Below are 13,636 nucleotides of genomic sequence, written 5' to 3'. Positions count from 1 at the left end.
CCTATTTATACTTAATCCTAGGATCGATCGCTGCATACAACAAGTCCACAACCAGATTAATCATGACAAACAAAAAGGCGATGACGAGAATTCCGGATTGTATCACCGGATAATCCCGAGATAGTATTGCATCATAAATATATGTACCGATACCCGGCCATCCAAAAATGTTTTCCGTTAAAATGGCTCCGCCTAAAAGTAATCCCGTCTGCAGGCCGATAACCGTAACCACTGGAATCAGGGCATTCTTAAAGGAGTGCTTATAAACAACCCAAAACATTCTCATCCCTTTAGCACGAGCCGTACGAATGAAATCCGATCTCATAACTTCCAGCATGGACGAACGTGTCATCCTTGCAATAATGGCCATCGGAATTGTCGCAAGCGCAATCCCCGGCAAAATGAGATGTTTGATCACTTCGAAAAATTGATCGACCCTGCCCTGCATGAGTGTATCTATCAAATACAGACCGGTTATGGCCTCAACGGGATCCCTGATATTGTCCCGCCCTGTCGTCGGAAGTAAATCCCACTGAATGGAAATGATATATTGCTCCATTAATCCCAGCCAGAATATAGGCATGGACAAACCAATCAAAGCAATCACCATGGCGACATAATCAAACCATGAGTTTTGGAACCAAGCTGATATTATCCCTGCATTCACACCTATGACAACTGCGATGATCATGGCGATCAATGCCAGCTCTATCGTTGCCATTAAGTATGGCCCAATTTCTTCCGAAACCGGACTATTCGTTTTTAACGATACACCCAGATCACCCTTTAACAGGCCTGATAAGTAATCCCAAAATTGAATGAACCAAGGTTTATCCAGACCAAGTTCCTTTGTCATTGCAGCGACTGCCTCTTCTGTTGCTTGCTGCCCTAGAATCACCTGTGCTGGGTTTCCGGGTATCGCCCGAATCATCATGAATACAATAAACGCCATTCCGAGTAACACTGGAATGAGAGATCCTAAACGTCGTACGGTATAGGAAAACAAAACAATCACCCGCCTTTTAAATATGGGTCCTTAGAAGCGCCCTCGATCATTTTGAAATGCATTCCATAACAAAACCGGGAAGCATGCAAGACTCCATACTACCCGGTTCGTACGGTTAATTTTCTAGAGAAACATTAACAAGGGATTGTGAACCAGTTGGATGTGGAACAAACCCTTTGACCGTCTTAGATCCGGCTAGCTGCGGTAAAGAGTGGACAAGAGGTACCCATGGTGCTTCATCATGGATGATTTCCTGGGCTTTTCCATATAACTCATTACGCTTGGCTTCATCTGCCGTTGACTGAGCTTCGATCAATAGGTCATGGACTTCATCGTTTGCATAGCGGGCATAGTTGTTGGAGCCGATATTATCTTTATCCAATAACGTATAAAGGAAGTTATCCGCATCTCCATTATCGCCTGTCCAGCCCATCATGAAGGATTGGGCTTCACCAGCCTGCACTTTCTCTAAATATGCAGCCCATTCGTACGAAACGATATTCGCTTCGATGCCGACTTGCTTTAGGCTTGCTTGAATGGCTTCAGCCACTTTTTGACCATCTGGCATGTATGGGCGCGGTACCGGCATTGCCCATAGGTCCATTTTAAATCCGTCTTCAAGTCCAGCTTTTTTCAGCAGTTCTTTCGCTTTTTCTACATCGTAATCATAGTCTTCGACTTTGTCATTGTAACCAGAAACTGATGGCGGCATAGGATTCTTGGCAGGCTCTGCTGTGCCTTCATAAAAATTATCAATGATTTCCTTTTTGTTGATCAAATGCGAGATGGCTTGACGCACTTCTTTCTTGTCGAAAGGTGCTTTCTCAACATTGAAAGCAAAGTACCCGACATTCATGGATGCACGTTCGAATATTTGCAATTTTTCATCTCCTGTAACTTTACTGATATCACTTGGGTTCAACCCGTCCATCAGGTCGATTTCACCCTTGATTGCAGCATTTAAACGCGCAGAGTTATCTTTAATGACCTTAAACGTGATTCCATCAAGTTTTGGCAGTCCATCTTGCCAATAGTCATCGTTTTTCACCACTTCAATCGTATCGCCAGGTTTCCATGATTTGAATTTGAAAGGACCTGTACCAGATGGATTTTTAGTGAAGCCGTCACCCTCTTTTTCAATTGCAGCCGGACTGGCTATTGCAAATGTAGGCATGGCAAGGTTTTTCAGGAACGGCGCCTGCGGACGGTTCAACGTGAATTCCACCGTGCTGGCATCGATTGCTTTAACTTCTTTAATCACATGGCCTTCATCACCTTCAAATCCTCCGAACATGGACGCATAGTAAGCGAATTTACCCTCATCCTTACTTTGTGCCCAACGTTGAAAGTTTTTTACGACCGCATCTGCATTGAAATCCGTACCATCATGGAACTTGATGCCGGTTTTCAATTTGAATGTGTATGTTTTTGCATCATCGGACACTTCCCATGATTCTGCAAGACCTGGATTGATTTCCGTATTATCTTCCCCATATTTCACGAGCGTTTCAAAGATCTGCTGTGTGACGATGAATGATTCCCCATCGGTTACGATAGCTGGGTCAAGACCGACAGCATCTCCGCCTTTACCGTATATCAATACGCCGCCCTTCGCTTCACTCGAACCCCCTTTACCCTCATCTTTCTCTTTTGATGTAGACGAGGAGCATCCCGCAAGCGCTAGCGAAAGAGCCAGGATACCAGTTAGCAATAATGCCAATGTTTTCTTCATATTCTTCCCCCTTATTATTTGCGAATTTATGTATACGTCGTGTCAATTGTATAAATGACAAGCAACGTAGTGACCAGGTTTATGTTCATTCAGGATTGGCTTTTCCGTTTGGCATTCCGCCATCGCCTTCGGACACCTCGTATGGAATGGACAGCCAGCAGGCGGGTTTGATGGGCTTGGAACATCTCCTTGCAGGATTACCCTATCACCCTTGTATTCCACATCCGGGATCGGCACGGCTGATAATAAAGCCTGCGTATATGGATGAAGCGGCTCTTCATAAAGTCCTTCACTTTCCGTCAATTCAACTATATGCCCAAGATACATGACACCGACACGGTCGGAGATATGCCTTACCACTCCAAGATCATGGGCAATGAATAGGTAGGTCAAATCAAAATCTTCCTGTAAATCCTGCAACAGATTCAAGACCTGGGCCTGAATCGACACATCCAGCGCAGATACCGGCTCATCGGCAATGATCAGTTTCGGGTTGACTGCAAGTGCCCTCGCGATGCCAATACGCTGCCGCTGGCCCCCGCTGAATTGATGCGGATACCTTTTAGCATGGTAACTGCTTAATCCAACAACCTTAAGGAGTTCCTGTACACGGGCCTTTCGCGCCTTTTTATCTTTAACCCCATGAACGATGAGTGGTTCTTCCAATATTTTTTCAATAGTATGCCTGGGATTGAGGGAAGCGAATGGGTCCTGGAAGACCATCTGCATTTCACGGCGCATCTTTCTCATTTCACTGGAAGATAAAGCTGTCAGGTCCTTTCCTTCGAAATAAACATTACCCTCACTCGGCTCAAGCAATCGAAGCAATAATCTTCCCGTCGTCGACTTTCCGCAACCGCTTTCACCGACAAGTCCTAAGGTTTCCCCTTTATAAATGGAAAAAGACAAACCATCCACTGCCTTGACCTCTCCAATGGTCTTTCCTAGAACTCCTCCTTTAATCGGAAAATGCTTCTTTAGGTTTTCTACCTTAACCAATGTTTGATTCATGCAAGGCAACTCCTTTCCCATCCTCATACAGCCAGCAGCGTACATGCTGTCCCTCATCGAATTTCAAAAGAGACGGGGTCTCATTTATACATTGCTCCATGGCATGGGAGCACCGAGGGGCAAACTGGCACCCGAGATTGCTTGTCCCAGGTTTGGGCACATTACCCGGTATCGAGTAAAGACGCTCTTTCTTCATTCGCATATCAGGAATCGACTGAAGTAAACCGACGGTATACGGATGCTTAGGGTTTTGGAAAATCGTTTGCACATTTCCTTCCTCTATTACCTTGCCGGCATACATGACAATGACACGTTCACACATTTGCGCCACTACCCCAAGATCATGGGTAATCATCATGATTGCCGTGTCAGTTTCTTTATTTAAATTCTTCATTAACTCTAGGATTTGTGCCTGGATCGTCACATCCAAGGCCGTTGTCGGTTCATCGGCTATAAGGAGTTTCGGCTCACAAATCATGGCCATTGCTATCATGACCCTTTGTCGCATTCCGCCTGAAAGCTGATGCGGATATTCTTTGAGCAATTCCTCGGCACGGCCAAGTCCAACCAGCTTCAACATTTCCACCGCTCTGTGGCGGGCCTGTTTTTTGTTCCATTTTTTATGTATCCGAAGCGTCTCGACCAACTGCTCGCCAATAGTGAACACAGGATTCAAGCTTGTCATCGGTTCCTGAAATATCATCGCTATATCATTCCCGCGAATTTTTCTCATTTTCGCTTCAGAGGCATTTGCGATGTTCTCTCCTTTAAAAAGGATTTCCCCCTCCACCTTACCAGCCGGTGAAGAAACCAGACCCATGATGGACAGAGAAGTTACGCTTTTTCCGCATCCCGATTCTCCTACAATCCCTAAAACCTCACCAGGATTGACGTGAAAATCGATTGAATTCACGACAGGGATCACCCCATCGTCAGTACGAAAACTGGTTCGCAGCCCATTAACCTTAATAATTGGTTCGTCCATCAAATCACTTCCTATATATAACTTTTTTTCCAATTATATTATTGGGTTTATTATTGCATCAAAATTAAAATATTACAATATATTTTCTAAAAATTCTAATTTAACAGAATTATTTTTTTATTTTTTCTATTTACACACATTTTGGCACAAAAAAAGACTGCTTATTTGCAGTCTTTACAAGGGGGAAATTAGATAACTCGATTTTATTGAGGGTAAATCGGGGTTTCCAGCGGGGAAGAAGCTATATTAGTTTTGGGGAATGAATGGCTGAAAATGAATTATATATACTACTTTAAAGTTTTACTAAATAGTGTTGAAACTCTGTTCATTTATTTTCATTATGGTCATATAAATACTTTTTTTTGTGTTTCCAATTGAGTAAGCATCATTGAATCCGTCCTTATATTCATTATTAGAAGTTTTCACATGGGTCTTCACCACGAATAAATCACTAAGTTTTTTCCACTCTTACATATTCTTAAAAACAATCTTGCTTCCGTCTTTAGGCAAGCTATCATACCCAACCTCCACGTAACACTATAAACCAATATGTTCAAAATCCTTGGGCTTAACATCAGTTTGTTTAGACCCAATGAATTGAACTCTCTCGGCGACCACTTCAGTTACATATACATATTTACCCTCCTGATTTTCGTATCTCCTCGTTTGCATTCTGCCAGTTATGCCGATTATGGCACCTTTTTTACAATATTGAGCAGTATTTTCAGCCGACTTTTTCCATATGATACACTGTACAAAGTCTGCCTCATAGTTACCGACAGTATTACGGAAGTTCCGGTTGACCGCTAACGTGATATTGGAAACAGCCTTGCCATCGGGTGTGTATCTTAATTCGGGATCCTTCGTAAGCCTGCCGACGAGGGTAACTTGGTTAATCATTTTTTCACTCCTTCCTCTTTAATATGCTTTAATCATACTCTTTCTTCCATCGATAAAAAAATGAAGGAAATGGCCTTATTACACCCTTTTTCTTCATAAAAAACCGTTTGAATGGATGCAAAATCATTTTTTATCGATTAAGATCAGTTGAAAAACGAATAGTTAACAAAATTAAATATTTTGCAAATTTTTATTCCATCCTTCATAATTTAGACAAATGTTGGGTTTTCATTTCATTAAGGGACTTTTTTTTAGTATGATATAATTACCTTTAAAAGGATTAATCGATATGTACATTTCAAAAATTACAATTAAGAGAGGTAATTACCGCTCTTCTGGGAAGAAACGGAGGAATTAGATGAAATCATTTAAATTGATCACGTTGCAAATTGTTACTGAGAATTTAAACTTGATTGATATTGCATTAACAGATGGACTGATTATAAATAAAGAAAACGATGCTAGAACATGGTTATTGGAAGCCTTTGTAGAAGAAAGCCATTTCAAGGAGCTTGAACCCTCACTTCCCAATATTGACGGAGAGGTGTATATCCAGGCCGTCATTACCAAAAAGGACAATGAACCGGCTTTGTTTCACACTGTTTTACGCACTATAAGAAAAGTGGGCAACCATTATAGCCTTTTATTCGTTGGTCATATCCAAAAAACACGGAGTAAATATGCAGAACTCCTTCTTGAAGATTTGGTTCAAAAAGGTCTATCCGGCGATGAATTATTAAAAGAGTTCAAGCAAAAAATCCGCTCAAAGCCTAAATTGGCAACTAATAAATAAAAACCCTTCCCTTAATTCCCATTCCCTAATCGAATGCACAGAAAAAAGACTGACTTAGACGAATAAGGATATTAATCCTCTTCTTGCCTAGGCCAGTCTTTCTCATTCTGTGCTAATTACTTATTTTTGTCATCATTTTTATCATCGTCTTTAATCAAGTCATCGGCATCATTATCGATGTTATCATCAACGTCATTGTCGTCGTTATCAAGCACTCCATCATCGTTATCATTCAAGTCGTTATCATCCTTGCCGTTGTTATCATTTACATCATTGTTATCATCATCAATGATGTTGTTATCATCTTCTGGTGCGGGATTGTTGTCATTATCATTAGTTCCACATCCAGCAAGGAACATAATAGATAATAAAGATCCCCCAATTAGTGCAAAAATTTTCTTCATCATTTTTGGCAACCTCCCTTCTTTCTTTATCATTAGCTATTTTGCCCGAATGTGAAAATAACTTGCGCCAAATTTTAAATTTAAAAAAGAAAATCCGCTTAGCTCATATTTATTGGAACTTATTCATTAAAAAATGCCGGACATTTTAAAATGTCCGGCATTCAAAGGGAGAATAGAAAGTTCTAAAAACCGCTCTTGCTTTAAAAAGGAAATGCAGTGCTTTTTATATACACCGCTTCACGCTTCCTTAAACCATTTTTCGAGAAATATAATTAAAATATTCCAATTCCCTTTCGTGGAAAATGAATGCACTTCTTATTTGTCACCAAAAGCAAACATGATATCGGCTTCACATGCTGTTTCTCCATCTACCGTTGCCACTGCTTTCCCTTTACCCATTGACCCTCTCATACGCACTATTTCCACTTCCAAACGCAGCTGATCACCTGGTTTAACTTGCTTTTTAAAGCGGCAATTATCAATCCCTGCGAAAAATGCAAGCCGTCCTTTGTATTCTTCTTGTTTCAAAACGGCTACAGCACCAACTTGCGCTAATGCCTCTACAATTAAAACACCAGGCATAACTGGATAATCGGGGAAATGACCATTAAAGAATTCTTCATTTGCAGAGACATTCTTCAATCCAACCGCTCTTTTCCCTTCATCTATTTCTATGATCCGGTCGACTAATAAGAATGGGTAACGATGTGGGATAATTTCCTTTATTTGTGTGATATCAAGCATACTTGTTCCTCCTATGACTTAAATATTTCAAACATAACGTAAACTCGCCCCTGCTATGAAGACAGAGGCGTAGTTGCCATGTAATATAAATCCGATAACGACAGCAACTACCTCGAAAAACATGGAACTAAGCGCCCTTGTTCACTATATCAATAATATGGGTCCATGTGGATTTTTGGAAAACATCCATTGCATTTCCTCCACCAATCACACTGTATCCTAATAGTGCCCCGGATAATACAGCAATGAAAATCAATCCGATAACAATGAGTAAACGAAGCCAAATTGGCAAAAGACGGACCTTGATTCTGCGATTCGGTTTCGTCTCAACTTCCTTTATCTCTTCTTCAATTTGTTGTCTCATTACACGATTTTGTTCCATATAGAATGTGAAAGCTCCTTTTAAGAAAACTCGCCGACTGATTTTCCCTATAGACCAGAAATTCAGCAGCTATGCAAAATGATCGGCACGGATGATTCTCTTTGTTATGAATTCATTATAACCGATTTGCTCTAATTCCGCAGGGAGACATTTTATTTACCAGATACTTTAACGGATTCCATTGACTAATCCGCTCATTTGATCAGCCATCGTTACCGTCCGGGATTGAAATTGATAAGACCGCTGAACATTGATTAGATCCGTCATTTCTTTGGAAAGATCGACATTCGAGGCCTCCAGAGTGCCTTGACGGACTGCTGCCTGGTTGCGGGAATCTCCTGTTAATGAAGTCATGATATCGTCTTCAGTGACACCCAAGGCATTGAAGTTTTTGGGAAGGCCAGGTAAATTTCCGCCTAGCCGCTCAAGGAACTGCGGTTTCTTTACCGAGACGATTCCGAGCCCAAAACTCTTTTCTCCATATTCTTCCGTATCCACTATCAATAAGCCATTTTCCGAAATCTTAATGTCTTTAATATTTCCCTCAATGAGGATCGGTTCACCATTTCATCAAGGACTTTATTTCCGGCAGAGGTAACGAGCATCATTTGGTCGTTAGCATTAGAAGATAAATAAAAGGCCCCATCCCTTGTAAACCTTGTATTGACCCCATTATCGTCCTGAACGCTTACGGTGAAGAATTGGTCCTCACGGATGAATGCAGCATCAAGGTTGCGGTCCGTCGTCTTTAAGGCTCCCTGAGAAAGCACCAATTGAGATTGGCTTATCATAGCACCGTTCCCTGCCGGATGCCAGATGTGGTCAACCTTCCTTTTTCCTTGGTCTCACTCGGTTGATTATTGAAACTCGTTTGGGTCTTTTTGTAGGCAGTCATGTCCACATTCGCAATTATTACTTAGTTGATCGATTTTACTTTGAAGTTGGTTCAGCGTATTCGTCGCCGTCATCATGGTCCGATTCATGGATTTTCCCCTTCCATGTTCAAATTTCCAAAATCATTTTTCCCCTGCCGTTCAATTAAAGCCTGCCAACTTCATTGACCGCTTTATCCAAACTTTTATCATAGGCTTGAAGAACCTTCTGACTCGATTCAAAAGCATCATTTCCGTCATCGTTCTCGATTGGTCAACATTGGAGCCTTCAAGAAAGCCTTGCTTAGTAGCAAAACCGACATCCTCAGCCGCGTATGCGCTAGGTAAATCCCTATCATTCACAGCCTTATATAGGCCTTCCCCATCCTTCATGAGCTGTAATGATGGATCATCCGAATAACCGATGCCCATACGTGCGGTTTGAACATTTCCTTCCAAAATAACACCGTTTTCCGCTACTGTGAACTGATCGCTATCAAGCTTGATCCTTTCATTATTTTCGTTCAATACATAATGACCGGAAGACGTAGTCAGATAACCTTGCCCATCCAAAGTGAAACTGCCGTTACGCGTATAACGGATAGCACCATCACCATCTTGGACAGTAAAAAACACCGACCCTTGCCGACCCGTTTCTTCATTGATCGGAAGATTTTCATCAACCAAGGAAATATCCGTATTAAGCTGGGTTTCCTCCAATAAAGGATTCGCGTCCTGTACATAAACGCCCGTACTGAGCCCCCCAACCTGGGATAAGTTAGACATGCTCAATTTGTTCTCCGTAGGAACCGTTTTACCACCTATGTTGCTGATAAGCATTTCCGGAAAAGACCTTACACTCATTTGATCCGCTTTTATAACCTGTTGTATTCGCATTGGACATATTGTTTGTGAGCAATTCTGTGCGCCTTTGTTGTGTAAGCATCCCGGAAGCAGCCGTATAAAAACCTCTTAACATCTTCTTCACTCCTCAATCTACATAACTTACCCCGTTCAAGTTCTCATATTTATCTTATCAGTCATGAACATCAGTATCTTAAGGAAAAGGAAAAGCATTAGGCAGAAGAATTTGTCTGTATCGTAGGCTAGGTCAGATTTAAAGGAATGGTGTTAAATTCTCGACAAAAGAAGAGGGCCTATTGCTCATTGTACTAGAACTGCACGCACTTTCACTATGCCTCACGTTTGCCTGAACCTTAGACCCCTATCTTATGATGCGGATTTCCATCCGCTTTTTAGTTGAATTTGTGCCGTGGCAATTTATCCATATTATCAAGCATGATGCCAGTTCCGATTGCTACACAATCCATTGGCTGCTCGGCAACGAGTACTGGGACCTTAAGTTCTTCGGCAAGGAGTAAATCAATCCCGTGAAGCAATGCTCCCCCACCTGTTAAAATGACGCCGCGGTCGATTATATCAGCAGAAAGTTCTGGAGGCGTCCGCTCAAGTACGCTTTTTGCAGCTTGTACAATGATGGAAACCTGCTCGCGAAGAGCTTCCTCAATTTCTTGCGAATTGACCGAAATGGTTCTAGGCAATCCCGATACCATATCGCGTCCACGGATATCGATGACTTCATTACGAGATCCAGGGAAGACGGTTGCAACCTGGATTTTAATGTTTTCCGCTGTACGTTCACCAATCAGGAGCTTATACTTCCGCTTGATATAATGTAAAATTTCATTATCGAATTTGTCACCGGCCATTTTAATGGAAGAAGATGTAACGATATCCCCCATTGAAAGAACGGCAATATCCGTTGTACCCCCGCCAATGTCTACGACCATATTGCCGCTTGGTTGAAAAATATCCATACCGGCACCGATTGCAGCCACTTTTGGTTCTTCTTCAAGAAATACTTTCTTTCCGCCGCTTTTTTCAGCAGCTTCTTTAATCGCCTTTTGTTCGACACTTGTTATGTTGGTCGGGCAGCAGATTAAAATTCTAGGCTTTGAAAGGAAGCCTTTCACATTCAATGTATTGATAAAATGCTTCAGCATCGATTCTGTTACATCAAAATCCGCAATGACACCGTCTTTTAAAGGACGGATTGCGATGATGTTTCCTGGAGTACGGCCTACCATTTTACGAGCTTCTTCCCCGACGGCAAGAACACGGTTCGTATTCTTATCAATCGCAACTACCGAAGGCTCATTTAACACAATTCCTTTACCTTTGACATGTATAAGAACATTGGCTGTTCCAAGATCTATCCCAATATCTCTAGCAAACATTTCTTAAATCCTCCTTGAATATCCTCACATATAACCTACTTCTGTCCTAATTGTTTATTTTACCATATTGCATTGACACAAGTAAGTATGAATTATAAATAAACACTAATATAGACTATTTTTTCCTATTTTGCCAATTTGTAAAAAAAATCGATGCCTTATGTACTATCTTGCCGTATTTTCCCATAAAAAAACCCGGCATGGAACCGCAATCAAGGTTAAGAAAAAAGCTGACACTCACTTTCATGTCCCTTTATTCATTCCCCGATTGCCCGATTCACTTCCAATTGCCGGGATGATTCAAGTATCATTTAACGATTTCTTCTTCTCTTTCAGAACGTTTATATTTTAATTTTGTCGCTTCTCCACCTCTAAGGTGACGAATGGATTTATGATAATCCAATATATCCTTCACTTCGTTAGCCAAATCAGGATTAATTTCTGGCAGCCTCTCAGTTAAGTCTTTATGCACTGTGCTTTTAGAGACTCCGAACTCTTTTGCAATGACGCGGACTGTTTTTCTAGTTTCCACGATATACTTTCCTATCTTGATAGTTCTTTCTTTGATGTAATCGTGCACACCACTCGACCTCCCCAAATTGGATGTGAGAAGTGTGAAATGAGATTCGTATTTTTCGAATCGAATACCGCTGCCCTATAAACAATGAAAGATAGAATTATTCACCTATTAGATAATTTGTAATAAACGATTCCTCACCTCAAACACTCTCTTTGCATGGTTTATAACATCTTATTAGCTTGGTTAAGAATATATGCCTAATGGGACAGGAGGTTTGGATTTATTTCTGATTTTCATCTGTTTATTTTCATAAAGCGCAAATTATTTCCCGAGAAATTTGTCAGAAATTCAAAGATTTCAGCATATTGGCCAATATTTCCCCGAAAGAAAAAAAGGAAGCCGCTCAAAGTGAACGGCTTCCTTTTACCAAATTTTCAGTTGTTGTCATTCGTAACGCTCTAGGTTTTTGTTTTGATTTTATTAAAAATCTTAATCTTAATTAGATTGATTTAACGAATCTTTTAAGGAATCGCTTTCTTCAGTTGTATCTTCACCAGGGATAGAGCCTTCCTCATCAGTGCCACTTTCTAAATCAGTGCTCTCGTCAGTTTCGTCAACTGCAGGCGCTTCTTCCGTGCCAGTTTCAGATTCTTCGACTGCAGGTGTTTCTTCTTTATCAGCTTCAGATCCTTCGACTGCAGGTGTTTCTTCTTTATTAGCTGAATCTTCAAGTTCGCTGCCTTCGGCTTCAGTTGCCGATTGAATCGCAGAAGCTTGTTTATCAACAAAATCAAGTGGGTTTAACGCTATGTTATCTTTTCTGATTTCGAAGTGGACATGTACGCCAGCCTCTTCATTGATTTGGCTTTTTCCAGCAGTAGCAATTGCTTGTCCTTGTTTCACTTTGTCACCAACTGCAACCTTAATGTCTTTAACAGATTGATAACGAGTAACCACGCCATCTTCATGCTCTACTTCAACTAAATTTCCAAGTAATGCATCGTCTTGAACTTTCGTTACATTTCCACTTAGGGAAGCTTTTACATCGAAAGACTTTCCATCTTCCATTGCAATGTCTATACCTTTGTTTTGCTCATATCTATTGTTGTAGAAAACCAATGCTTCTTCTTGTGCCTTTTCATCCGCATTCACATCATAAAACTGTTTCTTGATAACCGATTTGTCTGCATCGGCTACAGGCATCTTGATTGTCTCAAGATTACTATTAACCTCTACAGAAGGCTGATCATAGTTTTTTCCTGTTTCAGCTGATTCCTCTTTGCCATCTTTAGCTGAATCATCAAAACTATTTTGTAATAAGAAGGCCGCGGCTAAGATTATGGCTGCACTTGCGATATAGATTGCTGATAATGCCCAACGTTGTTTTAGTATACGTCGGATTGTGGAAGTTGGTTTCTTTTCTTCCTCTCTCATATTAATCACCTCAGCAATCATTCTGAACATTTTGTTAAGATTATATACATTCAGGAAAAAAAATTTTTAGATTTATTTTGTGGAAATGAAACCGATTTTATTCGTAGAATGGTAAAATGTTTGGTATCTTACTGTTGAAGGATGTTTAAATCATGAAAAAAGCTTTTAAACTTGTGTTAACGTTATTGCCTTTTCTATATATGATTGCCATTTGGATAATGTCGAGCAACCCCGATGATATGATTCTTGATCTTCCCTCATCCTCAATTGACCGATTTATCAAAGAGGCACTTCATCTGGTCGAATTTGCCCTTTTGTATATATTATTAGTTTCAGCCCTTGCTGCAAACCAAAAACTGAAACCTGGTTTAAGCCTGTTGGCGGCCCTTGTAGCTTGCCTTTACGGAGTGATTGATGAATACCACCAATCTTTCGTCCCATACCGATCCTCTACATTAATAGATGTCATTAAAGATATCATTGGGGTAGCTGCAGTCTATTTTCATGTCCAATATCATTATTTCAAGCGTGAACGAGGCTTTTTGACCATTATAGAAAAATTAAACGAAATAAAATGAGAGATGGGAATCCCCAT

Annotated in this window: 16 protein-coding genes and 1 pseudogene; 2 read left to right on the top strand and 15 right to left on the bottom strand. The window is 40.8% G+C overall.

Annotation, left to right across the window (positions count from 1 at the left end; genetic code table 11):
- Nucleotide 1 precedes the first annotated feature (1 nt).
- The 5 genes from QFZ73_RS12455 to ssb form a co-directional block, all read right to left on the bottom strand.
- Nucleotides 2–1,006: an ABC transporter permease gene (locus QFZ73_RS12455; RefSeq protein WP_148358361.1), complete on the bottom strand. Its 1,005-nt coding sequence runs from the start codon at nucleotides 1,004–1,006 to the stop codon at nucleotides 2–4.
- 115 nt (nucleotides 1,007–1,121) lie between these two features.
- Nucleotides 1,122–2,738, bottom strand: coding sequence for an ABC transporter substrate-binding protein (locus tag QFZ73_RS12450; RefSeq protein WP_251426867.1), 1,617 nt, complete (start codon nucleotides 2,736–2,738; stop codon nucleotides 1,122–1,124).
- Between the two features lie 42 nt (nucleotides 2,739–2,780).
- Nucleotides 2,781–3,749, bottom strand: a complete 969-nt coding sequence (locus tag QFZ73_RS12445) for an ABC transporter ATP-binding protein (RefSeq protein WP_251426870.1) — start codon at nucleotides 3,747–3,749, stop codon at nucleotides 2,781–2,783.
- Complete coding sequence (locus QFZ73_RS12440; RefSeq protein WP_251426872.1) at nucleotides 3,730–4,734, bottom strand: ABC transporter ATP-binding protein; 1,005 nt, start codon at nucleotides 4,732–4,734, stop codon at nucleotides 3,730–3,732. The genes QFZ73_RS12445 and QFZ73_RS12440 overlap by 20 nt, the downstream gene beginning before the upstream one ends.
- A gap of 537 nt (nucleotides 4,735–5,271) precedes the next feature.
- Entirely contained in the window at nucleotides 5,272–5,634 is a 363-nt protein-coding gene (gene ssb / locus QFZ73_RS12435; protein ID WP_251426875.1) for a single-stranded DNA-binding protein, read from the bottom strand.
- Nucleotides 5,635–5,992: 358 nt separating this feature from the next.
- Here ssb and QFZ73_RS12430 point away from each other — a divergent pair, with 358 nt between their 5' ends.
- Entirely contained in the window at nucleotides 5,993–6,427 is a 435-nt protein-coding gene (locus QFZ73_RS12430) for a YwpF family protein (protein ID WP_251426879.1), read from the top strand.
- A 116-nt stretch (nucleotides 6,428–6,543) separates the two neighbouring features.
- Here QFZ73_RS12430 and QFZ73_RS12425 read toward each other — a convergent pair whose 3' ends face one another.
- The 10 genes and pseudogenes from QFZ73_RS12425 to spoIIQ form a co-directional block, all read right to left on the bottom strand.
- Nucleotides 6,544–6,834 (bottom strand): hypothetical protein, encoded by a 291-nt coding sequence (locus QFZ73_RS12425; RefSeq protein ID WP_307266446.1) that lies wholly within the window; start codon nucleotides 6,832–6,834, stop codon nucleotides 6,544–6,546.
- A 312-nt stretch (nucleotides 6,835–7,146) separates the two neighbouring features.
- A complete protein-coding gene (fabZ, locus tag QFZ73_RS12420; RefSeq protein WP_034315755.1) occupies nucleotides 7,147–7,575 on the bottom strand; it encodes a 3-hydroxyacyl-ACP dehydratase FabZ in 429 nt (142 codons plus the stop codon).
- 127 nt (nucleotides 7,576–7,702) lie between these two features.
- The gene (locus QFZ73_RS12415) at nucleotides 7,703–7,957 is read right to left on the bottom strand and encodes a DNA-directed RNA polymerase subunit beta (protein ID WP_063235663.1); all 255 of its coding nucleotides are present in this window, start codon (nucleotides 7,955–7,957) and stop codon (nucleotides 7,703–7,705) included.
- Between the two features lie 168 nt (nucleotides 7,958–8,125).
- Nucleotides 8,126–8,455: a flagellar basal body rod C-terminal domain-containing protein gene (locus tag QFZ73_RS12410; RefSeq protein ID WP_307272744.1), complete on the bottom strand. Its 330-nt coding sequence runs from the start codon at nucleotides 8,453–8,455 to the stop codon at nucleotides 8,126–8,128.
- A gap of 2 nt (nucleotides 8,456–8,457) precedes the next feature.
- On the bottom strand, nucleotides 8,458–8,748 hold the full coding sequence (locus QFZ73_RS12405) for a flagellar hook-basal body protein (protein WP_307266441.1): 291 nt from the start codon (nucleotides 8,746–8,748) through the stop codon (nucleotides 8,458–8,460).
- 66 nt (nucleotides 8,749–8,814) lie between these two features.
- On the bottom strand, nucleotides 8,815–8,940 hold the full coding sequence (locus tag QFZ73_RS12400) for a hypothetical protein (RefSeq protein ID WP_307266438.1): 126 nt from the start codon (nucleotides 8,938–8,940) through the stop codon (nucleotides 8,815–8,817).
- A gap of 55 nt (nucleotides 8,941–8,995) precedes the next feature.
- Nucleotides 8,996–9,808 (bottom strand): annotated as a pseudogene (locus QFZ73_RS12395) (flagellar hook-basal body protein).
- Between the two features lie 277 nt (nucleotides 9,809–10,085).
- Nucleotides 10,086–11,087, bottom strand: a complete 1,002-nt coding sequence (gene mreB / locus QFZ73_RS12390) for a rod shape-determining protein (RefSeq protein ID WP_251426891.1) — start codon at nucleotides 11,085–11,087, stop codon at nucleotides 10,086–10,088.
- Between the two features lie 307 nt (nucleotides 11,088–11,394).
- On the bottom strand, nucleotides 11,395–11,667 hold the full coding sequence (spoIIID, locus tag QFZ73_RS12385) for a sporulation transcriptional regulator SpoIIID (RefSeq protein WP_034315767.1): 273 nt from the start codon (nucleotides 11,665–11,667) through the stop codon (nucleotides 11,395–11,397).
- Between the two features lie 435 nt (nucleotides 11,668–12,102).
- A complete protein-coding gene (spoIIQ, locus tag QFZ73_RS12380) occupies nucleotides 12,103–13,041 on the bottom strand; it encodes a stage II sporulation protein SpoIIQ (protein WP_307266434.1) in 939 nt (312 codons plus the stop codon).
- Between the two features lie 152 nt (nucleotides 13,042–13,193).
- Here spoIIQ and QFZ73_RS12375 point away from each other — a divergent pair, with 152 nt between their 5' ends.
- The gene (locus QFZ73_RS12375; protein ID WP_251426897.1) at nucleotides 13,194–13,619 is read left to right on the top strand and encodes a VanZ family protein; all 426 of its coding nucleotides are present in this window, start codon (nucleotides 13,194–13,196) and stop codon (nucleotides 13,617–13,619) included.
- Nucleotides 13,620–13,636: the final 17 nt, after the last annotated feature.

Origin of the sequence: Peribacillus sp. V2I11 (genome assembly GCF_030817135.1) — a bacterium.
Lineage (GTDB): Bacteria > Bacillota > Bacilli > Bacillales > DSM-1321 > Peribacillus > Peribacillus simplex.
This window is presented reverse-complemented; position numbering and strand designations above follow the sequence as displayed.